The organism is Marinithermus hydrothermalis DSM 14884, assembly GCF_000195335.1.
In the GTDB taxonomy this organism is placed as follows: domain Bacteria; phylum Deinococcota; class Deinococci; order Deinococcales; family Marinithermaceae; genus Marinithermus; species Marinithermus hydrothermalis.
This window is the reverse complement of the sequence record NC_015387.1, coordinates 998067-1022754: the sequence shown is the minus strand read 5'-3', so window position 1 is coordinate 1022754 and position 24688 is coordinate 998067. Positions and strand designations below refer to the sequence as shown.

27 protein-coding genes and 1 pseudogene are annotated in these 24688 nt (G+C 66.0%); 18 read left to right on the top strand and 10 right to left on the bottom strand.

The window, feature by feature from the left end:
• The first annotated feature begins 116 nt into the window (after positions 1-116).
• From rpmH to MARKY_RS05195, 7 genes are read left to right on the top strand one after another with little or no spacing between them, the layout of a single operon-like run.
• Complete coding sequence (rpmH, locus tag MARKY_RS11630; RefSeq protein WP_083804417.1) at positions 117-251, top strand: 50S ribosomal protein L34; 135 nt, start codon at positions 117-119, stop codon at positions 249-251.
• Positions 252-256: 5 nt separating this feature from the next.
• Positions 257-565: a ribonuclease P protein component gene (rnpA, locus tag MARKY_RS05220; RefSeq protein ID WP_083804445.1), complete on the top strand. Its 309-nt coding sequence runs from the start codon at positions 257-259 to the stop codon at positions 563-565.
• A gap of 13 nt (positions 566-578) precedes the next feature.
• Positions 579-815: a membrane protein insertion efficiency factor YidD gene (gene yidD, locus MARKY_RS05215; protein WP_013703832.1), complete on the top strand. Its 237-nt coding sequence runs from the start codon at positions 579-581 to the stop codon at positions 813-815.
• A complete protein-coding gene (locus MARKY_RS05210; protein ID WP_013703831.1) occupies positions 812-2161 on the top strand; it encodes a YidC/Oxa1 family membrane protein insertase in 1350 nt (449 codons plus the stop codon). The genes yidD and MARKY_RS05210 overlap by 4 nt, the downstream gene beginning before the upstream one ends.
• Positions 2162-2166: 5 nt before the next feature.
• Positions 2167-2763 carry a Jag family protein gene (locus MARKY_RS05205; RefSeq protein ID WP_013703830.1) on the top strand — a complete coding sequence of 199 codons (597 nt, stop codon included), beginning with the start codon at positions 2167-2169 and terminating at the stop codon, positions 2761-2763.
• Position 2764: 1 nt separating this feature from the next.
• A complete protein-coding gene (gene prmC / locus MARKY_RS05200; protein WP_013703829.1) occupies positions 2765-3595 on the top strand; it encodes a peptide chain release factor N(5)-glutamine methyltransferase in 831 nt (276 codons plus the stop codon).
• A 17-nt stretch (positions 3596-3612) separates the two neighbouring features.
• Positions 3613-4383, top strand: a complete 771-nt coding sequence (locus MARKY_RS05195) for an inositol monophosphatase family protein (protein ID WP_013703828.1) — start codon at positions 3613-3615, stop codon at positions 4381-4383.
• Here MARKY_RS05195 and MARKY_RS05190 read toward each other — a convergent pair.
• From MARKY_RS05190 to MARKY_RS05150, 10 genes are all read right to left on the bottom strand, one after another.
• The gene (locus tag MARKY_RS05190) at positions 4380-5726 is read right to left on the bottom strand and encodes an FAD-binding oxidoreductase (RefSeq protein WP_013703827.1); all 1347 of its coding nucleotides are present in this window, start codon (positions 5724-5726) and stop codon (positions 4380-4382) included. The genes MARKY_RS05195 and MARKY_RS05190 overlap by 4 nt on opposite strands.
• Before the next feature lie 97 nt (positions 5727-5823).
• Positions 5824-6027 (bottom strand): YHS domain-containing protein, encoded by a 204-nt coding sequence (locus MARKY_RS05185; RefSeq protein ID WP_013703826.1) that lies wholly within the window; start codon positions 6025-6027, stop codon positions 5824-5826.
• Between the two features lie 64 nt (positions 6028-6091).
• Positions 6092-6907, bottom strand: coding sequence for a cytochrome c biogenesis CcdA family protein (locus tag MARKY_RS05180; protein ID WP_013703825.1), 816 nt, complete (start codon positions 6905-6907; stop codon positions 6092-6094).
• The gene (locus tag MARKY_RS05175) at positions 6904-7293 is read right to left on the bottom strand and encodes a cupredoxin domain-containing protein (RefSeq protein WP_013703824.1); all 390 of its coding nucleotides are present in this window, start codon (positions 7291-7293) and stop codon (positions 6904-6906) included. Before MARKY_RS05175 ends, MARKY_RS05180 begins: the two co-directional genes overlap by 4 nt.
• Positions 7294-7380: 87 nt before the next feature.
• Entirely contained in the window at positions 7381-9723 is a 2343-nt protein-coding gene (locus tag MARKY_RS05170) for an FtsX-like permease family protein (RefSeq protein WP_148230405.1), read from the bottom strand.
• On the bottom strand, positions 9720-10427 hold the full coding sequence (locus MARKY_RS05165) for an ABC transporter ATP-binding protein (protein ID WP_041657831.1): 708 nt from the start codon (positions 10425-10427) through the stop codon (positions 9720-9722). The genes MARKY_RS05170 and MARKY_RS05165 overlap by 4 nt, the downstream gene beginning before the upstream one ends.
• A complete protein-coding gene (locus MARKY_RS05160; RefSeq protein WP_013703821.1) occupies positions 10414-11040 on the bottom strand; it encodes a class I SAM-dependent methyltransferase in 627 nt (208 codons plus the stop codon). The genes MARKY_RS05165 and MARKY_RS05160 overlap by 14 nt, the downstream gene beginning before the upstream one ends.
• Positions 10983-12185: an NAD(P)/FAD-dependent oxidoreductase gene (locus tag MARKY_RS12210; RefSeq protein WP_013703820.1), complete on the bottom strand. Its 1203-nt coding sequence runs from the start codon at positions 12183-12185 to the stop codon at positions 10983-10985. The genes MARKY_RS05160 and MARKY_RS12210 overlap by 58 nt, the downstream gene beginning before the upstream one ends.
• Before the next feature lie 2 nt (positions 12186-12187).
• Positions 12188-13225 (bottom strand): FAD-dependent monooxygenase, encoded by a 1038-nt coding sequence (locus tag MARKY_RS05155; protein WP_013703819.1) that lies wholly within the window; start codon positions 13223-13225, stop codon positions 12188-12190.
• A gap of 32 nt (positions 13226-13257) precedes the next feature.
• Positions 13258-13524: a metal-sensing transcriptional repressor gene (locus MARKY_RS05150; RefSeq protein ID WP_013703818.1), complete on the bottom strand. Its 267-nt coding sequence runs from the start codon at positions 13522-13524 to the stop codon at positions 13258-13260.
• Between the two features lie 108 nt (positions 13525-13632).
• On the opposite strand from MARKY_RS05150, the gene MARKY_RS05145 reads away from it, so the two are divergent.
• The 11 genes and pseudogenes from MARKY_RS05145 (at position 13633) to MARKY_RS05100 (ending at position 24508) form a co-directional block, all read left to right on the top strand.
• Positions 13633-14430: a WD40/YVTN/BNR-like repeat-containing protein gene (locus tag MARKY_RS05145; RefSeq protein WP_013703817.1), complete on the top strand. Its 798-nt coding sequence runs from the start codon at positions 13633-13635 to the stop codon at positions 14428-14430.
• A 34-nt stretch (positions 14431-14464) separates the two neighbouring features.
• Positions 14465-14935, top strand: a complete 471-nt coding sequence (locus MARKY_RS05140; RefSeq protein WP_013703816.1) for an EVE domain-containing protein — start codon at positions 14465-14467, stop codon at positions 14933-14935.
• Positions 14936-15060: 125 nt separating this feature from the next.
• On the top strand, positions 15061-17475 hold the full coding sequence (gene gyrA, locus MARKY_RS05135) for a DNA gyrase subunit A (RefSeq protein ID WP_013703815.1): 2415 nt from the start codon (positions 15061-15063) through the stop codon (positions 17473-17475).
• An 18-nt stretch (positions 17476-17493) separates the two neighbouring features.
• Positions 17494-18405: a phosphogluconate dehydrogenase (NAD(+)-dependent, decarboxylating) gene (gene gnd, locus MARKY_RS05130; RefSeq protein ID WP_013703814.1), complete on the top strand. Its 912-nt coding sequence runs from the start codon at positions 17494-17496 to the stop codon at positions 18403-18405.
• Positions 18395-18864: pseudogene (locus MARKY_RS12080) on the top strand (glucose-6-phosphate dehydrogenase); the annotation flags it as partial. The gene gnd and the pseudogene MARKY_RS12080, both read left to right, overlap by 11 nt.
• A 15-nt stretch (positions 18865-18879) precedes the next feature.
• Positions 18880-19800, top strand: a complete 921-nt coding sequence (locus MARKY_RS12075; protein ID WP_342626877.1) for a glucose-6-phosphate dehydrogenase (NADP(+)) — start codon at positions 18880-18882, stop codon at positions 19798-19800.
• Positions 19785-20435: a 6-phosphogluconolactonase gene (gene pgl / locus MARKY_RS05120; RefSeq protein WP_013703813.1), complete on the top strand. Its 651-nt coding sequence runs from the start codon at positions 19785-19787 to the stop codon at positions 20433-20435. The genes MARKY_RS12075 and pgl overlap by 16 nt, the downstream gene beginning before the upstream one ends.
• On the top strand, positions 20432-20746 hold the full coding sequence (gene cutA, locus MARKY_RS05115; protein WP_013703812.1) for a divalent-cation tolerance protein CutA: 315 nt from the start codon (positions 20432-20434) through the stop codon (positions 20744-20746). The genes pgl and cutA overlap by 4 nt, the downstream gene beginning before the upstream one ends.
• Before the next feature lie 103 nt (positions 20747-20849).
• Positions 20850-21458, top strand: coding sequence for a helix-turn-helix domain-containing protein (locus MARKY_RS05110; protein WP_013703811.1), 609 nt, complete (start codon positions 20850-20852; stop codon positions 21456-21458).
• A 312-nt stretch (positions 21459-21770) separates the two neighbouring features.
• Entirely contained in the window at positions 21771-23111 is a 1341-nt protein-coding gene (glnA, locus tag MARKY_RS05105; RefSeq protein WP_013703810.1) for a type I glutamate--ammonia ligase, read from the top strand.
• 257 nt (positions 23112-23368) lie between these two features.
• Positions 23369-24508 carry an ABC transporter substrate-binding protein gene (locus tag MARKY_RS05100; protein ID WP_013703809.1) on the top strand — a complete coding sequence of 380 codons (1140 nt, stop codon included), beginning with the start codon at positions 23369-23371 and terminating at the stop codon, positions 24506-24508.
• Positions 24509-24688 lie beyond the last annotated feature (180 nt).

The following is a 24688-nucleotide window of genomic DNA, read 5'->3' as shown; positions in this document are numbered from 1 at the left end:
CTACTGGAAGCGCCCACGCGGCCTGTGGTACAATCATTCGGCCCTGTATGGAGCCGCGCGGCACCGTTGCGGCTTGAACCTGTACCATACGAAACGGAGTTGAAGGAGGTCCATGAATGAAGCGCACATGGCAACCCAATCGTCGCAAGCGGGCGAAGACCCACGGGTTCCGGGCACGCATGAAAACGCCCGGTGGTCGAAAGGTGCTGGCGCGCCGTCGTCGCAAGGGACGCAAGCGCCTCACCGTCTAACCTCGCTGCGCGGGGACGCGGCGTTCCGCCGTGTCCGCAAGGGGCGCCCCGGCCGAAGCCGCCTGGTTTCGGTGCGGTGGTTGCCCCTCAACGCTTCCGAGATTCGGGTCGGCATCGTCGTCTCTAAAAAGGTCGGGAAGGCCGTGGTACGCAACAAGGTCCGCCGGCGCATCCGTGAGATCGTGCGTCGGTTGCACCTACCGCCCGCCGAGATCATGATCATCGCCCGCCCCGAAGCCGCTCAGGCCAGCTTCCAAGAACTCGCCCGTGACCTCAGGAAAGCCCTTGCCAAAAGCGGTCTGGTCAAGGGTTAAAATTGCTGAAGGTATGCGCACCCTCTTGATCGGACTTATCCGAGGGTACCAGCGGTTCATCTCCCCGCTGAAGCCACCCAGCTGCCGGTTCCACCCCACCTGCTCGCACTATGCGGTGGAGGCGATCCGCATACACGGCGCGGTTTTGGGAAGCTACCTGGCGGTGCGTCGGATTCTACGCTGCCACCCCCTCAACCCCGGCGGGTTCGACCCCGTCCCGCCCGCGCCACGCCGTACGGAGGAACGATGAAGCGAGTACTTCCCCTACTGCTGATCCTGCTGCTCCCCGCGTTCGCCCTGAACGCCGAGTGGCGTCGCGTGGATGTGAACAGTGACGGCACGCCCGAGCACGTCGCGGTCACCAACCTGGCGGACATCGCATTCGACGAACAAGGTCGCATCGTCGGGTGGTTCGTCAAGCGGTTTAAGGGACAGGACTACAAGGACAACTACCAGGGCAAGATCAACCTGGTTAAAGAGGGCCTCCCTCTCCCCGGCACCCTCGAGGGTCTCACAAACCCAACGGCCGAGTTCACCCAACAGGGCGACCTGCTGGTGGCCGCCTTCCAAGCGGAAGGGCTCGAGATCGTCTACACCATCAACCCTCAGTTCTACACCGTGGACCTCACGGTCACCGTCCCCACCCAAACCACGCTGTACTGGTCCGGGATCAACGGCACGGACCGTCCCGTCACCAAGCTCCTCCCCCCTGGGGACACGGTGCCACTGCAAGCGGGACAATCCCCCTTTAGCTACATCGCCTTCCAGACCAAGCCCAAGGCGGGGTTCGCGCTGGTGCTGCGCCCGGACGAGGTGCTCGAGGGCAAGGTAACCCTCGAGAATAACGGGGCGGTTGCAGCGATCACGTTGCCCGCAGGCACCCACCGGCTCCAGGTGTACGGGGGGCAGAACGAGCTGGTGCGCTTTTACGTGGAAGGCTACTATGACCTTCCGGGCCTCTTCCAGGCCAACATCTGGGGCACGCTCTCCCTGGGCCTGATCTACATCATGGAGACGGCCTACCGCTTTACCGGAAACTGGGGGCTCGCGATTCTGGTGCTCACCCTCTTCGTGCGCCTTCTGCTCTGGCCCTTGATGCACCAGCAGTTCAAGTCCATGGCGGAGCTGAACCGGCTTAAGCCGCTCATGGACGAGATCAACAAGAAGTACAAGAACGACCCGGAGAAGCGCACCGAGGCCCTCATGAAGATGTACCAGGAGCACAAGGTCAACCCAGCCTCTGGTTGCCTGCCCCTGTTCATCCAGCTCCCGATCCTGTTCATCCTCTGGCGTGTGATCGCGAACTTCGAGTTCGGGCAGGGCTTCCTGTGGCTCCCGGACCTCGCCCTTCCGGACCCGTACTACATCCTGCCCATCCTCTACGTGGGCGTCATGATCGTGCAGACCCTCCTGATGGCCCACGGGAACAAGGACATCATCCGCCAGAGCATCTTCATGAACCTCTTCTTCGTGTACCTGGTGCTCCAGTTCCCCTCCGGCGTCACCCTGTACTGGGTCTTCTCCACCTTGATCGGCCTGGGACAGCAGCTCCTCATCAATAAACAGCTGGGCATCACGCCCGCCAAAGCGGGGTAACGATCATGGACGAACACAAGGACAAAGGACTGGACGACCTGCTCGCCGGACTGGGCATCGGGGAGGAAGAACCCCCCTTAAAACCCCTCCTCGAGGAGCCCACCGCCGAGGCCAACACCGGGAACGCCCCAAGCCCGAAGGACGTCGTGGAGCACTTCCTGGTGGGGTTGCTCCTCTACCTCGACCCTTCCTACGCGATCGAAACCCGCCAGGACGGTGACCGCCTCTACGTGGAGATCCTGGGTGGCGACCTCAGCCGCATCATCGGCCGTGAGGGCAAGACCCTAGCCGCCCTCGAGTTCCTGGTGAACACCGTGCTCGCCAAGCACTTCGGCAGCCAGTACCGCGCCACCCTCGACGCGGCTGGCTATAAACGCCGCCAGGAGGAACGCCTCAAAAAACGCGCCCTCGAGGCCGCGGCCCGGGTCGCCAAAACCGGACAGCCCCTCGAGCTGCCCCCCATGCGCCCGGCCGAACGGCGCGTCATCCACATGACGCTCAAGGACCACCCCGAGGTCACCACCGAGTCCATCGGGGAAGGGGAGGGCCGGCACGTCGTCGTGAAGCCCCGCGCGCTCGAGAACCCCCCCGACTCCGCCTGAAGTGACCCGCCTCGAGGCCCTAAAGCACGCCGAGGCCCGCCTCCGGGAGGCGGGCGTCTTGACGCCAGAGGCGGAAGCCCAGCAGATCCTCCGGGCACTCACCCAGGAGGACGCGGCCACCTTCTGGCTGCGCCGGCACGAACCCCTCCCCCAGGCGGTCGTGCATCGCCTGGAAGCCATCCTGCGCGAACGCGTCACCCGCAAACCCCTGCAGCTCATCCTCGGCACCGCCGAGTTCTTCGGCCTGGTCCTGAAGGTCGCCCCGGGCGTCCTCATCCCCCGGCCGGAGACCGAGGGGCTGGTGGAGCTCGCCCTCGAGCTGCTCCGGGACCAGCCGGCCCCCAGGGTGCTGGACGTGGGCACGGGAAGCGGCGCGATCGCCCTCGCCCTCAAGCACGCCCGGCCGGACGCGGCCGTGTGGGCGACGGACACCAACCCCGCGGCCGTCGCGCTCGCGCGGCAAAACGCCGCCCGGCTGGGCCTCACCATCGAGGTGGTGGAGGGTGCGTTCACGGCCGGCCTCACCGGGTTCCACCTTATCGTCAGCAACCCCCCGTACCTCCCCGAGGCGTACCGGCGTGAGGCCCCCCCGGAACTCGCCTGGGAGCCTCCCTCCGCCCTCTACGCGGGACCGGAGGGCCTGGACGTGCTCCGCCCCCTCGCCCGCGTCGCCCAAGCGGCACTCGAGCCCGGAGGGTGGCTCGCGCTCGAGCTCTCCCCCACCCACGCGCACACGATGGCCGAGGAGCTCGAGGCGCTCGGGTTCTCATCGGTTTCGGTTCGTAAGGACCTCGCGGGCCGGGCGCGGTACCTCACCGCGCGGATCGGGTAAGGTAGAGGCGTATGGACATGGACGCGTTGCTTCGTGACGCCATCGAGGCCGCTCGGCTCGCGCGGGGGATTCATCTGTACTACCTGGAGAAGGGGTTCAGCCAATCCACCAAGTCCGGCCCGACCGACCTGGTCACGCAGGCCGACCGGGAGGCGGAGGCCGCGATCCGGCGGTTCCTTATGGAGCGTCACCCCGACCACGTCGTGCTAGGAGAGGAGGAAGGCCAGCAGGGCGAGGGGGCGTTCCGGTGGATCGTGGATCCCCTGGACGGCACGGTGAACTTCGCCCACGGTTTCCCGTTCTTCGCGGTCTCGATCGCGCTCGAGATCGACGGCGCGATCCAGCTCGGCGTGGTGCTGGACTCGACCCGGGACGAGCTCTTCACCGCGATCCGGGGCCGGGGCGCGTACCTGAACAGCCGGCCCTTGCGCGTAAGCCAGACCGGGACGCTGATCGGCAGCCTGCTCGCCACGGGCTTCCCGTACGACGTTAATAAGGACCCGGAGAACCTCCAGTACTTCGAACGGGTCCTACGCAAGGGGCTCACGGTACGCCGGCCGGGCGCGGCCGCGCTGGACCTGGCATACGTGGCCGCGGGGCGTTTAGAGGGGTTCTGGGAGGTGAAGCTCAACCCCTGGGACGTCGCCGCGGGCTGGCTGTTGATCGAGGAGGCTGGCGGCACGGTCACCGGCATCCACGGGGAGCCGTACGCCCTGGGGAACCGGTACCTGGTCGCGAGCAACGGCCGCATCCACCAGGAGCTGCTCGACACCCTGCACGGCCGCTAGTCCGGGAGCACCTTACCCGGGTTCAACAAACCCTCGGGGTCCAAAGCGCGCTTGAGGTCGCGCAGCACCCCGAGGGTGGTCTCATCCAAGGCCTCCCGCATGAACGGGCGCTTCATCGTGCCGATCCCGTGCTCCCCCGAGAGCACCCCGCCGTGCTGGAGGGCGATGCGGGCGATCTCGTGCGCGAGCTCCATCACCGCGCGGGTATCGTCTACCCGAGGGTCGTAGAGGATGTTGGGGTGTAGGTTGCCGTCCCCGATGTGACCGAAGAGCACGAGCGGGAAGGGGTAGCGCTCCGCCGCGGCTAGGATCTCACGCACCACCGCGGGCAGCTTGGAGCGCGGCACCACGATATCCTCGTTCATGCGCTGGGGGCGGATGCGCCCCAACGCGGGGCTCACCGCACGCCGGGCTCGCCACAGCTCGGCGGCCTCGGCCGCATCCCGCGCCACCCGCACCACCCCACCCGCCGCGCGGCAAGCCTCGGCCATCCACTCGAGCTCCTCCTCCACGACCTCGAGGTCGTCCCCGTCCGTGTCCACCAAGAGGAGCGCCCCGGCCTCGGTCGGCAGCCCCAAAGCGAAGGCCTCCTCCACCGCCCGCACGCAGCGCCGGTCCATGAACTCCATCTTCGCCGGCACCGCTCCCTGCCGCACCGCGCGCGCCACGGCCTCCGCGAGCGCCTCGAGCTCGGCGAAGACGCCCATCAGGGTGCGCGTGTACCGGGGCCTGGGCTCGAGGCGGAGCACGCTGTCGGTGATCACTCCTAAGGTGCCCTCCGAACCGATGAGCAGCCCCGCGATGTCGTAGGCCTCCCGGCCCACGCGATGCACCGCGCCGTCCGCGGTGACGAACTCGAGCTCGAGGACGTAATCCCCGGTGACCCCTTTCTTGAAGCACTGGGGGCCGCCGGCGTTCTCGGCCAGGTTGCCGCCGATCGTGCTTTGGCGGTAGCTCGCGGGGTCCGGGGGGTAGTAGAGCCCGTAGGGCGCGGCGGCTTCGGAAACGCGAGCAGTCACCACGCCCGGCTGGGCGTAGGCCACGCGGCGCTCGGGATCGATCTTAAGGCGGGTCATGCGGTTGGTCGCGAGCACGATGGCCTCGGTCACGGGAACCGCGCCGCCCGAGAGGCCGCTCGCGCTGCCGCGGGGCACGACCGGAATCCCGGCCCTTTGCGCAAAACGGAGCGTTTCCACCACGTCCTGCGTGGTCTCGGGCAGCACCACGGCGAGGGGGGTTACCCCCGTGTCGATCGCGTCGTAGCGGTAGAGGATCCGGTCCGCAAGGTCCAGCAGCACCTTGCGCGGGCCGAGGGCCTGCCGGAGGGACTCGAGGGCCGCCATGCTCTTTAGTTTACCGGGGGATGTTTCCAGCAGTGCGGCGCAAAGAAGCGCGCCCCCGAGGGCCCTTAGGGGCGCGCCTCACGGTCTTAGGGGCTCATTAGTGGTGATGCCCGTGACCGTGATGCCCGTGGTGATGCCCGGTATGCCCGCCGCTCAGGTACTTTTCCGGATCTTTGTCGAAAGCGTTCTTGCAACCCTTGCAACAGAAGTAGTACGTCTTCCCTTGGTACTCGGTGGAGAAGCTCGCGGTCTTGGGGTCTACCTCCATGCCGCACACGGGGTCCTTCACTTTTTCAGTCATAATGCTTGACCTCCCTTCACACCGTTAGTTTACCCCACCCCACCTGGGGTGGGTCAAGGAGACCTTACCATAACGCGAACAACCCTACCAACACCACAAACGCCCCCAACCCCAGCTTCAACCGCGATCGATACACAATGTGTAAACGGCCCAACTCTCGCAGCACCGACCGGCTACTTCCCACCGCTACGAGCAACACCAGCGGGAGCACGAACGCCAGGTTGTAGACCAACAACAGGCTGTACGCATAGAGCTTGCTCGACACCCCTCCGATCAACGCTGCAACTGCGAGGTACATCGCTCCGCCACAGGGAATGGTGCAAACACCGATCAACACCCCCCCCACGAGGGCCGCTCCCGCGGTGGTACGCCGTCCCCATCGCCGCGCGACTCTGTGAAGCCCCGCCGGCATACTCAGCTTAACGGGTATCCCCGGGTACAACACCTCTGCGATCATGACCAACCCCAGCACCACCGCGATCAACCCTGCAATCCGGGTAAACACGTGGGTGTTCCCGAACACCCTCAGGCTGGTCACCTCCACAAACCCTGCGCCAAGGGTGAAGTACAGCAGGAATATGCCCAGGATGTAAGCTCCGGCCACGCTCCACACGTATGCCCGCGCACCCAGCACATTCCCCGAACGCGAGGCGCGTTCCACCACCACCGTCAAGGCACCCATGAAGAGCAGAAGTGTAGCTATAGCGCACGGGTTCAGGCCATCCGCGAATCCGGCCGTACCTGCCAGGAGGAAGGCCAAAAGCGGATGGGCCTCGAGCCAGGCCGTAGAGAAGTCAGGTCTGGGCTGCCCTAGAGCCAGATACCCCCCCCCGATCAGCACGAGCGCGGCGAGGAGTCCACGCAACAACCAACGGCTCATAGCACTACGAGCTTCCCTTGCATGAACGGGTTCTCCTTACCTCCACAGCAGATATCGCAGTAGAATAGATACTCTCCAGACTTTTCGGGCACGAGGGTGATAGTACGCACCCCCTTGGGCGGCACCCGCTCCTCGACCCCAAGAGCCTCCACCACAAAATTGTGCCAGCCTCCTCCGTCCGTGTGGAAACGGTTGTCCAAGTTCACGATCGTGATGGTGATTGGTTTCCCGGCCTCTGCGCGCACCACCGCAGGCTGCCAACCGGACATACTGATCCGCAACACCACCCCTTCCTCCGCTCCCCCAGCGCTCCGGAGGTACGGGGAAAGGAACAACCCAAACGCAACCCCCAACACACCCAGTAAGACTCCGACGCCGAACACCATACGCCAGCTAAACCTAGAAGAAGGTTTCTTGCGCGCCATATCCTCAGAATGCACAGCCTACCTTCATCAGACCAGGGACACCTGTCCCTAGTCCCGCTGACGCACCACCTCAGCCAGGCTCCAGCGGAACAATCCCCGCAATACCGGAAGGGAGGCCAACACGACCACGACCACCGCCCCCCCAATCACCAGGGCCACCACCCCTGGGTACAGCCCGATCCCACCCGGTAGGAACTCCTGGAAATCCCCCAAACTCCGTCGCGCCACCCACAACCCCGCTGGCATACCCAGAACGATCCCTAGCAAGGCTATCGCAAACGCCTCCCCCATAAACAGCCCCACAATCTCACGAACACGCACCCCAAGTACCCGCAGCATGGCCAGCTCCTTACGCCGCTCCAGACCATTGATCATCACGGTGTTGTACAAAAGCGAGAGAGCCAGCAGTAGCGCGAAGATCTCCACCACCCACACGAACAAGCGGCTCGCAGAGAAGATCCGGGAGAGGTCCTCCCGCTCCAGTACACGGTCATCCACCTGCCCCACCGCCTCGAGGGCCGACAACCGCGCACGGACCTCCTCCCGAAGAGCCGGCTCCACCGCGACCAACACCGAGGTCACCGGATCCTCAAGCACCTCGAGGTCCACTCCAAAGAACAAGCGGAACAGGTTGCCCACCCCCTCAAAGGGAATCAGCAACCGCCGGGCGTCCTCGAGGTTCAACACCACGGGGCGTCCCAAAGGATAGTCCACCGATCCCGCCACCCGCAGTTGCAGCCGCGCGTACGGCCCACGCACCTCCACAACCTCGGCCGTTTGGGGCAGGCCCTGCGCCAGGTACGCCTCCCCCGGAGGAGGTACCGGAAGGTCGAACAACCGGGCATCCTCCGAAAACCCCAGCGCGTACGTGCGCACCTCCTCTTCCCCGATCCGGAGCCGTACGGGAACCTCCACGACCCCCTCCACCCGCTGGACTCCAGGCACGCGCGCAACCTCCTCGAGCCAGCGCTCCGGCTGGGGGAAGGTAGGAACCAAGCGGAAGTCGTAACGGCGCACCTGCTCTACCCGGGCCTCCACCCGGTCCATCTCCTCGAGCAGTAGGGCGGGAGCCAACGCAAGCCCCACCGCGAACGCCACACCCACCGCCGTCCAGAGGGTGCGCATGGGATGGCGCAACAGGTTCCGAACCGCCATCCGCACCCACACCCCCCCGGGAACGCGGCGCAACCAGCGAACCGTACGCGCACCCCACGGCGGCTCCTCGCGCATCACGGCCGCAGGAGGCACGCGCGAAGCCATCCACGCCGGCCCCACCCCCGCGGCCAGCCCTGCGAGCACCGCAAACACCCCCCCGAGGAGTATCGCCGCCCTTCCCTCCACAACCCCGTCCGGGGGCAGGCCCAGATCCCAAGCGAGCAGTTCCCGAACCACGCGGGCAATGGGCAAACCGAGGAGAATCCCAAGTCCTCCCCCGACCACAGCCAGGATCAGGGTGTACCCCAGGTAGTGGCGCATTACCGTGCCCGGCGCGTACCCCAAGGCCCGCATGAGCCCCGCGATGCCCCGCTCCTGCCGCACCACTCGAGAAAGGAGGATAAACCCGCCCAACGCCCCCGCGACGAGGAAGAAGGCAGGGAAGATCCGCGCGCTCTGCCGTAAGAAATCGATATGTGCCTGCACGTTCCGCACGCTTGGCAGGCTCCGTCCCCACACGAGCTCGAGGCGGTACCGGTCCAACACCTGCTCCACCGCCCGCACCACTACGGCCTCGTCCGTGCCGGGCTCCAGAGCCAAGGCGAACTCCGTGTACCCTCCCTGTCGCCCTAGCAGGGATCGGGCCGCCGTCTCTCCCACCAACACCACCCCGTACACCCGGGGGAGCGCCATGAACCCTCCAGGCGGAATCAACGAAAGGTGCTCGGGCTGCCGCACCACCCCCACCACACGGAACGTTCGGTACCCCCCCTTGCGGGTGCGCAGCTGCAACCGATCTCCCACACCCAGGCCGTGGTAGCGCGCCATCCCCTCGACCACCAGCACCTCATCCGGCGCACCGCTCAGGTAACGCCCCGCCACCACCTCCACATCTCCCAGCCGGGGGCGCTCCGGCGCCGGGAGGGAAAGCACCCGCACCCGCACCCCAGGCAGTTCCTGCACCGTGGTCTCCAGCGCGATCCGGGGCACCACCACCGCCACTCCCGGGATCGCCTCAAGATCCGGAACCACGCGCGCCGGCGCGAAAGTGACCCGCGCCACCAGATCCGGCAATCCCCGTCGTGCGTAGAGCGCTTCGGTAGCGGGCTCTAGGCCCTCGTAGGCAATGCGCAGCCCCACAAAGGCCCCGATGCCCAGCACAAACACGAGGGAGAGCGCCATCGCTTGGCCCGGGTGGCGGCGCAGATCACGGAGGAGCTTCCTCCACAGGATCACCACACGACCTCCTCCGGAGTCCGCGGCTCCTCGTTCCGTCGGTCCTCCACAATCCGGCCGTCCTTAAGGCGCAACACCCGATCCGCGATCTGGGCGAGGGCCTGGTTGTGGGTCACCATAAGCACCGTACGCCCCTCATCCCGCGCGAACCTCCACAACAACGCAAGCACCTGCGCGCCGCTTTGGGAGTCCAGACTCCCCGTGGGCTCGTCCGCCAAGATCACCTCAGGGTTCTTGGCCAGCGCCCGGGCTACGGCCACCCGTTGCTGCTCCCCCCCAGAGAGCTCCCCCGGGAAGTGGTGCTTACGATGGGAAAGCCCTACGGCGGCCAAAAGCGCGTCGGGGTCACGGGGGTGGGGTACCAGCTCCGCCGCCAGAAGGACGTTCTCGCGGGCAGTCAGGGTGGGTACGAGGTTGAAAAACTGGAAGACGAACCCCACCTTGTGCCGCCGAAACCGAGCCCGTTCCGCCTCGGTGCTGCGCGTTAGGTCGTGGCCGGCCACCTCCACCCGGCCCTCGCTTGGGACGTCCAACGCGCCAATGAGGTTGAGCAGGGTGGTCTTCCCGGACCCGGAGGGCCCTAGAATTACCACGAACGTCCCCGGCTCTACCGAGAGGGTCACCTCCCGCAACGCCCAGACCCGCGTTTCCTCCCGGCCATAAGTTTTCGCCACCCGGCTAAGCCGCACGCTACCCACGCCCATCCTCCTTGCGTGCCATGATCAGGCGGACGATCCCCAAGCGGTCCAGCGGGCGCGACCGGACCTGTGCAAACCCCGCTGCCCGCACGTTCTCATCGGTGCGCCGGTTGATGTTCGCGCCGGTCAGGCGCACCGCGAGGGGATTGAACCAGTCGAAAACCCGGGCGAGCGCGGGTTGCGGGGGCCGCAGGTGCTCCAGTAAACGCAACTCTCCTCCAGGACGCAGCACGCGCAGCGCCTCCCGAAGGCCGGCCACAGGATCCGCCACGGAACAAAACACAAAGGAGGCCACCACCGCGTCGAAGCTCCCATCCTCAAACGGCAGCCGCTGGGCATCCACCTGTCGCAGGTCCACCACCACGCCCAGGCGCTGGGCCCTGCGACGCGCGCGCTCCAGCATCGCCGGACTGGGATCCACGGCCACCACCTCCACGCTCGAAGGGTAGTACGGTAGGTTCTTCCCCGTCCCCACACCGACCTCGAGCACCTTGCCTTTCAATTCCTGAAACAGCAACGGCCGCCAACGCCCAAAGGCCAACCGCTCCATGGGGGCTTCCATCAAATCGTAGACGAGGGCGTTCCGGTTGTAGATACGGGTGACTTCATCCTGTCGCATTCGTTCCTCCCACTCCGACCACAAGCGCACCACACGCAGGTGCAGTCGCGCAGGCGGCAACGCGCGTCACGGTAGCGCGAGCGAAACCGCATGCCCAGACGAACCAACGGCCACAGCGCACGCTTCCAGGCCAGTGGACGATGATGCTTGCGCAGGTAGGCGCGCACATCCGGGTGCTGCACGACGCGGTCGAGCAGCCAGGCGTACACCCGCTCCCCCAAAAGCGCGCGACTAGCCTCCAGCAAGGCCCGGTTCTCTAGACCTACCCGGTGCCTGGGCAACAGCTCACGCCGCGCAAGCGCCGCGTAGGAAACCCCGCGGATCAGGCTCTGTGCCGCGAGGTACCCCGAGCGGATCGCATAACGCAGGCCAAACCCCCACAGCGCGTCCTGCAGCCCCGCCGCCTCCCCTACGTAGTACCGGCCATGGTCTACGAGGCGTGGCGGGGTGAAGACGTTCCCGTACCCGGAAAAAAACCGCGCCTCCCGCAACTCCAGCCCAGGCACGATCCGGGAAAACGCCTCCACGGTGCGCGCCAGGTGCGCGCGCCACTCTTGCAGCCGGGCGAACTGGCAACTCACCAGGGTTGCCCGCCCCGCACGAATTAAAAGGTAAGCGTATCCCAGCGGGGCCAACCGGTCCGAAAGGATGCAGTGGGCCTGGTCGGGCAGGTCCGTTGTGAAGGTGTACCCCACGCAGATCCCGTCGCCAAATCGCGGTCCCGTCGCGATGATCGCCGGGCCCTCCACGTGCCGAAGAGCCTTACCGAAACGGATCTCCACTCCGGCCTCCAAGGCCTCGGCCAACAGGCCGCGGTCCAGGCTCCCCGCTACGTCCCCACGGCGCACCAGGTAGAACAGAGGGCGCGGCGTGCGCAGCACTCGAGGCCTTCCGTCCGGACCGTAAAAGGTCACTACGTGAAAGGGCGCGGCTTCAAAGCGCACCTGGACCCCCATCCTCCGCACCCACTCGAGGACGTCTACCGCTTCGCTCCAGTTCTCCAACCCCTGGAAATCCCCGGCGAACCGCCGCCCGACCCCCGGGTGACGCTCGCAAACCACCACGCGCCACCCCGCACGGGCCAGCGTGATCGCCGCCGTGAGCCCTGCCGGGCCCGCCCCCACGATGGTAACCCTCCTTCCCATCCTCACCTCCCCTGGAACCCCTGGACGTACCGGCGGTACAGCCGCTTCCCCAAACCTAGGTATTGCCCCAGCTCGAGGAGCCGTCCGCTTACGTTCGGGGGCACGCTGCCCACGAACCGTTGGAGCCCCCCAAGCATCCCGAAAGCCCACCGCCTACGGTGGATCTCGGCACGGTAGCTCCGGATCAGCGCCACGTACGTCATGCGTCCGGAGAGCACCTGCTCGAGCAGCCGTCCGAGCACGGTGCCGTAGTAGAGGGCCGGGCGAATCCCTTCCGCGGTCATGGGCAGCACCTGCCCCGCCGCGTCCCCTACCACCAGCACCCTCCCCACAACGGGGTCGCGCAGCCGCCAGGGAATCAGGCCGCCGTGCGGGCGGGAGGCGGCCAACGGGATTCCCAACCGCTGGAGGAGGCGCTGCAAAGCCTTCCGTAACCCCCGCCCCCCCGCGTAGGCGTACACGCCGACCCGTACATGCTCCCCCGCCCCAAAGGCCCACGCATACCCCGGGGGAAGGTCCGGGTCCACATAAAAGTGCAGACCGCTCGGGAAACCCGATGGGCGCGGCACCTCCACCTCAAGCCCCGCTCCCATGAACCGCCGGATCGCGTAACCGGGGCGCAACGCGGAGGCCAGCACGGCCCTGGGGCCGCTCGCATCCACGGCGTAACGGCAGGGTAGCTCCCCCTGGGTGGTCAGGACCCGGCCTGGCGCATACCCTACGGCGTGCGCACGGACCACATGCACCCCGGACCGCGCCATCAAGGCATGGCAGAAGGCCGTGTAATCCACCGTCGCGTACGGTGGATCCGCGTGCTGGTGCACCACCGCACCATCCACGTGGAAGACGAGGCTCGAGTGCACCTCCCGCACGGAAGTCTCGGCACCGAAGGCGTGCACCACCGGCAGGGGCAGGGCGCAGGCCGATTTGACGTAAGCTCCGATAGGATGGGGGTCGACGAGCACCGCGTCCTGTCGGCCCAGGGCTCGAGCCACGGCCAGTCCCGCAAAGCCGCCTCCCACGATCACAACCTCTGGCATCGTGCCTCCTGCGAGCCTGGGGTTCCGCGGGGTTAACGGAAGGAGCGCTTCCGGGAGACCAGGGCCCATACCCGTTCCAGCTTCTCGCTCCGGCCCGGCTCGGGTTCCCGTAAATACTCGTAGAGCGCCTCCCGCACCAGGAAGGTCTCCACCTCGGCCAGGGAACCGCGCACCGCGCGGATCTGGTCCAGGATCTCGCGGATCGCGCTGCCACGCCGCACCATGCGGCATACACCCTCCAGGTGTCCGCGCGTCGAGGCCAACCGGGAGAGCACCTCGCCCTGCACACGCTCGTTCATGGTCACCGCACCCCCTTCCCCTCCAGTATACCCTCCCCTCCTGGGGGGGGATACGGACATCCGTCCCTTGGGATCACCGGGAGCCCTCCCTTAGAATGCCTTGAGGCGATGCTCCGATTCCTGTACCCGCTCCTGGTCGTGTTCCCCCTTCTGGCTGGGGGTGGATACGCCCAATCCCGGATTCCGATCGCCACGGAGGGGCTGCACACGCTGCTGTGGCTACCCGACGGCCGTCTCCTTCTAGGGCACCACCAGGGCGTGGCGGTCTCCCGAGACGGCGGGCGGACCTGGCGCGATCTCTTCCGGCGCCCCGACACCGAGGTGCTCGCCTTGGCCTTCGACGGCAACCGGATCTTTGTGGCGGGCCACGGGGTATACGGCGTCCTGAAGGCCGACGGAAGTTTCGTGCCCCTCACGCCGCGGGGCCTTCCCTCCCTGGAGCTGGACGCCTACGCCGTCGACCCTAACCGCCCCCGCCGTCACTACGCCTGGGTGCGGGATCACGGGCTGTTCGCAAGCGAAGACGGAGGGCGCAGCTGGGGGCGGATCGCCGCCCGGGGGTTGCCGCCGCCGGAGTTGGGCGAGAAACAGATGGTGCACGCGCTTTATCTCGACGCCACAGGCCGTATCTTCCTCGTGGGAATGGGGATCGGGGCGCGGTGGGCCACGGATCTTAACTGGGGGTTCCAACCGCTCGCCACCCCCACCCAGGACCTCACCGGCCTCTTGGCAGACCCCGGCGGAAACCTTTGGATCGGTACGTTACAGGGAGTATGGAGATGGTCCCGCAAGGGCTGGACCCGTGTGGCACCGGGGGCGGTCATCGCTCTCACGGCCCGGTCGACGCGCCCGTTCCAGGTGGCGTGGATCGACGTGAGGCGACGTCTTGACCTTGCGCACCCCTGACCCACGCCGGCCGATCCTACCCTAGACTGAGCGTATGCGCTACTGGCTGTTAAAATCCGAGCCGGAGACCTACAGCATCGACGACCTGGCCCGCGAAGGGCGGGCCGTATGGGACGGGGTGCGGAACTACCAGGCGCGGAACTTCCTGCGCGAAATGCAAGAAGATGACCTGGCGTTCTTCTATCACTCGAACGCGAGGCCGCCAGGGGTCGTCGGGCTGGCGCGCGTAGTGCGCGCGGGGGTGGTGGACCCCACGCAGTTCGATCCCCAAAGCCCGTACTACGACCCGAAGGCCACGCCGGAGGCGCCCCGCTGGCACACGGTGGAGGTCGCGTTCGTGCGGCGCTTCCCTCGGATGGTGCCCCTTTCGACCCTGCGGGAGGTGTTCACGCCGGAGGAGCTTTGGATCCTGCGCCGCGGCAACCGCTTAAGTGTCGTGCCGGTGCCTGAGGAGGTCGCCAAGCGCATCCTAGCCCTCGCCGAAGGCGTGGCTGCGGTACCCTAGCTGCGTTCTGTTCGCAGCGAAAACCGCGGGATTTGCTATACTAATGGGGTGAACGACGCCCGTCACTAAGGGCTCGGCTGCGCCTCGGGTGCAGTTTTTTCTTGTGTGAAGCGCGAAGGAGGACTATGTCCCAGGTCTTACCCGTAGAAATCACAGAGGAAGTCAAGCAGAGCTTCATCAACTACGCCATGTCCGTTATCGTGGACCGGGCTCTGCCCGACGTCCGCGACGGACTCAAGCCTGTGCAGCGCCGTATCCTCTACGCGATGCTGCAAGAGGGCCTCCTCCCCAACCGCAAGCACTCCAAGTCCGCCGGCGTGGTGGGGGAGGTCATCAAAAAGTACCACCCGCACGGCGACCAGGCCGTCTACGACGCGATGGTCCGCCTGGCGCAGGACTGGAACCTGCGCTACCCCCTCGTGGACGGGCAGGGGAACTTCGGCTCGATCGACGGTGACCCCGCCGCGGCCTACCGCTACACCGAGGCCCGCCTCTCCCAGATCGCCCTCGAGCTGCTGCGCGACATCGATAAGGAGACCGTTGATTTCAAACCGAACTTCGACGGCACCACCACCGAGCCGGAGGTCTTGCCCGCAGGGTTCCCCAACCTCCTCGTGAACGGCTCGGCCGGTATCGCGGTCGGCATGGCGACCTCCCTCCCCCCGCACAACCTCTCCGAGGTCATTGACGCCCTCGTCGCCATGATCGACCGGCCGGAGATCACCCTGGACGAGGTGATGACCTACCTCCCGGGCCCCGACTTCCCCACCGGAGGTCGGCTCCACAAGGGCGGGATCCGCGAGGCCTACGCCACGGGGCGCGGCAGCCTCAAACTCCGCGCCAAGGTACGCCAGGAGGAAAAAAACGGGCGCGTTGTCCTGGTGGTGACCGAGATCCCCTACCAGGTCAACAAAGCCCACCTCATCAGCCAGATCGCCTCCCTCGTTAAGGCCAAGAAGATCGAGGACATCGCCGCCCTGCGCGACGAGTCCGACCGGCAGGGCCTGCGCATCGCGATCGAACTCAAGCGCGGCGCGAACCCGGACGTCGTCCTCAACCAGCTCTTCAAACACACCAACCTCCAGACCAGCTTCACCGTCAACATGCTCGCCATCGTGGACGGCGAGCCCCGGGTGCTCCCGCTCCTCGAGCTGATGCGCCACTACCTCGAGCACCGCCGCCAGGTGGTCACCCGGCGCACCCGGTTCGAGCTCAAAAAGGCCGAGGAACGCGCCCACGTCCTCGAGGGCCTCCTCATCGCGCTCGACAACCTCGACGAGGTCATCGCCCTCATCCGGGGTTCCCAGGACGGCGCCGAGGCCAAGGCCGGCCTCATCGCCCGGTTCGGCCTCACCGAGGTGCAGGCCCAGGCCATCCTCGATATGCGCTTGCAGCGCCTCACCGGACTCGAGCGCGAGAAGATCCAGGCGGAGCACCGCGAACTGCAGGAGACCATCGCCTACCTGCGGGCGATCCTCGAGGACGAGGCTCGGCTTTGGGGGGTCGTTAAGGAGGAACTCCTCGCGGTCAAGGAACGGCACGGGGACACGCGCCGCACGGTGATCAACGAGTTCGCCGGAGGGTTCAACCCCGAGGACCTCATCGAGGACGAGCCCATGGTGATCACCATGACCGCGGCGGGGTTCTTGAAGCGCACGCCCCTCGAGGCCTACCGCGCGCAAGGCCGGGGCGGCGTGGGGGTGCAGGCCAGCCGTTCCAAGGACGAGGACGAGGCCACCCGGCTCTTCGTCGCGAACATGCACGACGACCTGCTCTTCTTCACCAACAAGGGCCGGGTGTACCGGGAAAAGGTCTTCGAGCTTCCCGAAGCAAGCCGCCAGGCCCGCGGCGTGCACATCCGGAGCATCCTACCGCTCGCTGAGGACGAGGAGGTCGCGACCCTGCTCTCGGTGCGGGGGCTCACGATCCCCGGACATTTCGTCTTCGCTACGCGCCGCGGCTTGATCAAGAAAACCCCAATCCGCGAGTACCAGAACCTCACCGCGTCCGGCTTGATCGCGATCAACCTGGTGGACGGAGACACCCTCATCCAGGTGGGTGTTGCCCAGGAGGACGCGGAGGTGATCCTTGCCACTCGAAACGGGCAAGCGATCCGCTTCGCGCTCACGGAGGTGCGGGCCACCGGCCGCGCGAGCCAGGGCGTGCGCGGCGTCCGCCTTAAGGACGGGGACGAGGTGGTTTCGCTTATCGTCGTACCCAAAGGCTGGACCGGCGATCTCCTCGCGGTCGGCACGCGCGGGTACGGCAAACGCACCCCGGTCGAGGAATACCCCACCCAAGGCCGCGGCGGACTGGGCGTCCTTACCTTCCGCAGCACCCCCAAGGTCGGACAGCTCGCTGCCCTGCTCGCGGTGGAGGGGGATGAGGACCTGCTGGTGCTCTCGCGCCGCGGCCTCGCGATCCGCACCCGCGTGGACCAGGTCGCGCAGTACTCCCGCGCCACCAGCGGCGTGAAGATCATGAACCTCCAGGAGGAGGACGAGATCGCCGCGTGCTTCGTCATCCGCCCGCAAGACTAGGCGTGTAGACTGAAGAGCATGGAACTCGCCCTGATCGGTCTCGGCAAGATGGGCAGCGGCATGAGCCGGCGGCTGCTCAAGCAGGGGTTCCGCGTCGCGGGGTACGACGTGAACCCCGGGGCCGTCGCCGCGCTCGAGCCCGAGGGCCTACGCCCCCTCAAGGCCATCCAAGAGGTCCGCACCACCCTGACCGCACCGCGCATCGTCTGGCTGATGCTCCCGGCCGGAACGGTTACCGAAGAAGCCGTGCAAACCCTCGGGGAGGTGCTGGAAGCCGGGGACCTCGTGGTGGACGGCGGGAACGCCTTCTACAAGGACTCCATGCGCCGCGCCGCGTGGCTCGAGGCGCGCGGCATCCAGTTCGCGGACGTGGGGGTTTCCGGCGGCGTCTGGGGGGAACGGCACGGGTACGGCCTGATGATGGGGGCCACCGCTGCCGCAGCCGCCCGGCTCGAACCGATCCTCAAGGCCCTCGCGCCCGCGCCGGACAAGGGGTGGGTGCACGTAGGCCCGGTGGGCGCGGGGCATTTCGCTAAGATGGTGCACAACGGAATCGAGTACGCCCTCATGCAGGCCTACGCGGAGGGCTTCGAGATCCTGCGCCAGAAGAAGGAGTTCCGCATCGACCTAGCACGGCTGGCCGAGGCCTGGCGGCACGGGACCGTGATCCGCAGCTGGTTGTTGGACCTCACCGCGGCGGCCCTCGCCGAGGACCAGGACCTCGAGGGCGTGGCCCCTTACGTCCCGGACTCCGGGGAGGGCCGCTGGACGGTGCAGGAGGCGGTGGACCTCGGCGTGCCCGTCCCCACGATCAGCGGGGCCTTGTGGGAGCGCTTCGCGAGCCAGCAAGAAGCGCGGTACGCCTACAAGCTCCTCGCGGTGATGCGCCGGGCTTTTGGCGGCCATGCGGTGAAGCGAAATGAAGGTTGATCTGGTTATCTTCGGTGCCACCGGCGACCTCGCCCGGCGCAAGCTCGTTCCCGCGCTCTACGAGCTCGAGGCCGCGGGGTTACTGCCCGAGGGCCTCCGGGTGCTCGGCGTGGGGCGGCGAGCGCTTGCCCAGGCAGCGTACCTGGACAGCTTACGGGAGGACCTCCACCGCCTTATCCACGCTTGCGACGCGGAGGTCGCGCGCAAGCTGCTCGAGCGCTTCCAGTACCGCCAGCTCGAGCTCGAGGCCAACGCCCTGCAATCCCTGAGCGATACCCTCGCCCCTAACGCACTCTTCTACCTGGCGCTGCCCCCTACGGCGTTCATCGCCGCCGCGAACGCGCTCGGGGAGGCCGGCCTCGCGCGGGAGGACCAGGGGTTCCGCCGCCTCGTGATCGAAAAGCCCTTCGGGGCGGACCTCACCTCCGCTCAGGCGTTGAACGACGCGCTGCACCGTACTGGCGTGAGGGGCAGATCTACCGCATCGACCACTTCCTCGGCAAGGAGACCGTGCAGAACATCCTGGTCTTCCGGTTCGCCAACACGCTGCTCGAACCCCTTTGGAACCGGTACCACCTCACCCAGGTGCAGATCACGGTCGCGGAGGAGATCGGCCTTGAGGGGCGCGGTGAGTTCTACGACCAGGTAGGGGCGCTCAGAGACATGGTGCAAAACCACCTGATGCAGCTCTTCACGCTAACCGCGATGGAGCCCCCGCCGCGCCTGGAGTCCGACCTCCTGCACGACGAAAAAGTCAAGGTGCTGCGTTCGGTACGCCCCATCCAACCGGAGGAGGTGCCCCGCTATGCCGTGCGCGCCCAGTACCGCGGGTACAGCGCGGAGGAAGGCGTGGATCAAAACTCCAGCACCGAGACCTTCGCCGCGATCAAGCTCTATCTGGACAACTGGCGCTGGCGCGGGGTGCCTTTCTACCTGCGTACCGGGAAGCGCTTGAAGCGCAAGCACACCGAGATCGCGCTCGAGTTCCGCACGCAGCCGCAGCAGCTCTTCCGTTCCGCCAATCCGGACGAGCGCCTCGAGAACAACTGGCTGGTCCTGGACATCCAGCCGAACGAGTGTCTGAACTTGATCGTGCAGGCCAAGCGCCCGGGCCTCGAGCTGCACACCCACTCGATCACGCTGCAGGCGCATTACCGTCGGGAGACGGACGAGGGGCTTTCCGCGTACGCCACGTTGATCCTGGACGTGTTGGAGGGGGACCGGAGTTTGTTCTTGCGTTTTGACGAGGTGGAGTGGTCCTGGCGCATTCTGGACCCGATCCTTAAAGCCTGGGCCAATCCCTCAGGGGATCTACCGACGTACGCGCCGGGGTCGGAGGGCCCGGAGGCGCAGCACCGCCTGATGGAGGAGGGACATCGATGGCGCCCACTTTGAAGGTGTTTCCCACGGCACAGGAGGCCGCAACGGCCGCCGCGGCGTTTCTGGCCGAGCGTCTACGGGCTGGGGGTCGCGCGGTGTTCGCGGGAGGGCGCACCCCCTTGGCGGCCTACCGCCACCTCGCCCAATCGGATCTGCACTGGTCCCGCATCCAACTGATCGTTTCGGATGAACGCTGCGTCCCGCCGGAGGCCCCGGAGCGCAACGACCGCGCGCTTCGGGAGGCATTGGGAAACCTCGGGTACACCCTGCACGCCTATCCCGCCGAGCACGGCCCAGTAGCAGCCGCGGAAGCTATGGAGGCGGTGGTCGCTTCGCTCGTGCCGTTCGACCTGGTGCTTTTGGGCTTAGGTGAGGATGGGCACACCGCTTCCCTCTTCCCTGCTCACGCGGCCCTCGAAGCCCCCACGCTGGTGGCCCCGGTCTTCCAGGCTCCCAAGCCCCCCCCGTCACGGGTTACGTTGACTCCAAGGGCCTTGTCGCAAACCCCGACCGTGCTTTATCTGGTGACGGGGTCTGGAAAGCGCGCGGCCCTGCGAGCGTGGCTAGCGGGCGAGGACCTGCCCCCTAAGCGGATCCAAGCTCCCGAGGTGCTGGTTTTTGCGGATACAGCCGCTGGAGGTGATCTATGAACCTGGTTGTGTTGGTGACGGTACCTAACGAGGAAACCGCAAAGACGCTCGCGCGCACGCTGGTGGAGGAACGGCTTGCCGCTTGCGTGAACATCGTGCCGGGACTCACCTCGGTGTACCGCTGGGAAGGTAAGGTGGTTGAGGACGCGGAGCTTCTACTCGTCATCAAGACCACTGAGGCCCGCTTCGCGGCGCTCGAGGCGCGGGTGCGGGCGCTGCATCCGTACACCGTGCCCGAGGTAATCGCGTTGCCGATCCAGGCTGGGGCGCGGCCTTACTTGGAGTGGTTGGCTGCGGAAACCCAGGGGTAGCCGGAACGCGGCGTGCACCCGAACGGTCCACACCCCTTTTAATTAACCTAGGTATTTACAAAATATGGGGGTCGTGCTAGCCTGGGATTAGGAGGAGATTGTAATGCCCGCGAGTGTTGTGGATACTTTGACCTTTCGCCCTGGGGAGATCATTCTGTACCCTGGGGTGCCGGACCCCCGCGACAAGCTCTATCAGGTGCGCGAGGGGTTGGTCCGCATTCAGAGCGTGGACGACGAGGGGAACGCCTTGACGCTGCGCTTCGTCCGGCCTGGAGAGTACTTCGGTGAGGAGGCGCTCGCGGGAATCGAACGCATCTACTTCGCCGAAGCCGCGACCCTGACCAAGGTGGACGAGCTGAACCCCGCCCTGCTCTCCCCTGAAGAGACCGTGGAGCTCACGGTGCACCTGGTCAGCGCGATCAGCGAAAGCTACCGCACGATCCAACGGCTCGTCTCCCAGCGGCTTAAAAACCGCATCGCCGCGGCGCTCTTGACGTTTGCCGACACCCCGCTCGCCACGCAAGACAAGGCTGGAAACCCTGTCGTGCACGTTACCCATGACGAGATCGCGGCGGCGGTGGGCTCGGTGCGGGAGACGGTTACCAAAGTGATCGGGGAGTTGGCGCGCGAAGGATATATCCGCTCCGGATACGGGAAAGTGGCCCTCATCAACCTCAAAGGCCTGCGCGAGCTGGCTCACCGCCAGGCGTAACCCCCCGACCGGTCACGGGTATCCCCTTGCCTAGGGCAGGGGGGGTATTTTTATGGACCTCTCAAGCCCCGTAGGCGTGGAGCCATGCTTTGTTGAAGCCACCCTCATGCCTTAAACCGCGCGAAACTAAATGCATCCCTTTCTCCGAATCAACCGAACGCCTCGTGCAGACCCATCCGTTGAATTGACCCAAAAATTATAACTCATCGTTCACAAAACTGTTGACACTTGACCAGGTTCATATTGACAACCCTCCGCTTTGACTTGTACATTTGTCACAGCCGAATGGCTAGATAGGAGGGCATAAACAAGATGGCGTACACCAAGGCGGAGATCCTAAAGATCCTCAAAGAGGAGAACGTTCAGTTCCTCCGGCTTCAGTTCACCGACATCATGGGGATGAACAAGAACGTCCAGGTGCCCGCCTCCCAATTCGAAAAGGCCCTGGACGGAGAGATCATGTTCGACGGCTCCTCGATCGAGGGGTTTACCCGCATCGAGGAGTCGGACATGCTTCTCAAACCCGACTACAACACCTTCGTCATCCTTCCCGACGCCCTCGAAAACAGCAGCCAGGGGCGGGTGGCTCGTCTCATCTGTGACGTCGCCTACCCGGATGGCCGCCCCTTCCCGGGAGACCCCCGCTACGTCCTCAAACGCCAGATCGAGGAACTCCAAAAACTCGGGTTCGACAACATGTACGCCGGCCCCGAACCCGAGTTCTTCCTCTTCCTACGCGACGAAAACGGCCTCCCCACCACGGAAACCCACGACGCCGCCGGTTACTTCGACCTCGCCCCCATCGACAAAGGCGAGGAGGCCCGCCGGGACATGGTGAACGTCCTGGTGGCGATGGGTTTCGAGATCGAGGCCGACCACCACGAGGTGGCCCCCGGCCAGCACGAGATCGACTTCAAGTACGCGGACGCCCTCACCACCGCCGACAACATCAGCACCTTTAAGTTCGTGGTCAAGCGCGTCGCGCTCAACCACGGGCTGCACGCCACCTTCATGCCCAAGCCCATCGCCGGGATCAACGGCTCGGGTATGCACACCCACCTCTCGGTCTTCAAGAACGGGGAGAACGCCTTCTACGACCCGACCGCCGAGTATCAGCTCTCCCGCACGGCCCTGAACTTCATCGCGGGACTGCTGGAGCACGCCCCCGGCATGGTAGCCCTGACCAACCCGCTGGTGAACTCCTACAAGCGCCTCACCCCCGGGTACGAAGCCCCAACCAACATCGCCTGGTCGGCTGCGAACCGCAGCGCCATGATCCGGATCCCGGCCCGCCGCGGCGTCGGCACCCGCGCCGAGCTCCGGATGCCCGACCCCTCCTGCAACCCCTACCTTGCCCTCGCGGCCATGCTGGCCGCCGGCATCGATGGCATCAAACGGGACCTCACGCCCCCGCCCCCCATCCAGCGCAACATCTACCAGATGTCCGTACGGGAGCGGCGGCGCCACAAGATCCGCGAACTTCCGGGCACCCTCCGCGAGGCCACGGCAGCCCTCAAGAAGGACAAGGTCATTCAGGAAGCGCTGGGCGAGCACATCTACGAGCACTTCATCCAGGCCAAGCAGATCGAGTGGGAGTCCTACCGCACCAGCGTGCACCAGTGGGAGCTCGACCAGTACCTGGCCGAGTACTAATCGCGTCGGCGCAAGCCGCACGCTGGGCGGCGTAGCACGGGATCTCGAATGCACCGCACCTTTCGGAAGGCTCTAGCGTGCACCGCACCTAGCGCCCCGGTCCAACCCCGAGGGGTTGGACCGGGTATGCTTTTACCCCAAACCGCATGCCTCCTGCATCTTTGCGCATGTGATTGTATTGACATTTCCGCTGTGCCGGCTTATAGAATACGGGTGCGAGAAAAAATAACCTAGCTCGCACTCGCAAAGGAGGGAGTATGAGGAAGGCTTTACTTCTCGTTGCCGCGACCTTGGCTGTAGGTTCTCTTGCATCGGCGCAGATCAAGATCGGCGTGAACCTCGAGCTCTCCGGGCGGTTCGCCGCGATCGGGCAGGAGACCCTGAACGGGATCAAGGTGGCCCACGCGCAGCTGCCTGAGGTGCTGGGGCAGCAGGTGGAGCTCTCCATCTGCGACAACGAAACTACCCGTGAAGGTTCGATCGCCTGCGCCCAGCGTTTCGTGAACGAAGGCGTGGTGGCCGTGCTCGGGGCGATCTCCTCGTCCATGAGCATCCCCGCCGCCGAGGTGCTGCAGGACGCGGGCATCATCATGATCTCCACCAGCTCCACCAACCCGCAAACCACGCAGATCGGTGACTTCATCTTCCGCATGGCCTACACCGACGACTTCCAGGGCGTGGTCGCCGCCCGCTACGCGGTGCAGGACCTGGGCGCCCAGCGCATCGCGATCTTCCGTCAGATCGACGACGACTACTCCTTCGGCCTGGCCGAGTTCTTCGATCAGGAAGCCCGCCGCCTTGGTGCCCGTACGCTGATCCAGGACTTCGTCTCCAACACGGTGGACTTCACCGCGCAACTCAACAACATCCGCGCCTTCAATCCGGATGTCATCTACTACTCGGGCTTCTGCGCCGAAGGGGCCCCCTTCATGAAGCAGCTGCGCGAGCAAGGATTCAACCAGCAGGTGCTCGGCGCGGACGCCTCGGACGATCCGCAGTGCCCGAACGGGGCCGGTAAGGCCTTCGACGGTTACCTCTTCACCGGCTTCGCGGCGCCCGAGCTGATCCCCAACCCCGAAGCCAAAGCGCGCGCGGAAGCCTTCCGCGAGGCCCTGTTCGAGATGTTCCCGAACAGCTCCTTCAGCGGCTTCGCCCTCGCCGGTGCGGACTCCTACAACGTCGTGATCGAAGCCATCAAACGCGCGGGGACCACCGACGTCAAGGCGGTGCGCGATGCGCTCGCGAACCTGGAGAACTTCCCTGGCGTCTCTGGCGACGTGACCTACAAGGGCACGGACGGCACGCCGGCCGACCGGACGATCGGCTTCTACCAGTACAAGTTCAACGACGACGGCTCCTGGGAACGCGTCGCGCTGTTCGGGCGCTCCACGCGGTAAAGCCTGAGGCACTCTAGAGCGTAAGCAAGCCCCGGGGCGAGTCCTAACGCGAGCAGAAGGGCTCGCCCCGGCCCAGAAAAAGAAGCACAGGAACCGGTTCCGTTGGAGGTTAGCGACTGTGGCAGCACCCAAACCCTCTCCAGTACCCAAGACGCGATCGGGACAGATCACCCTCCTCGT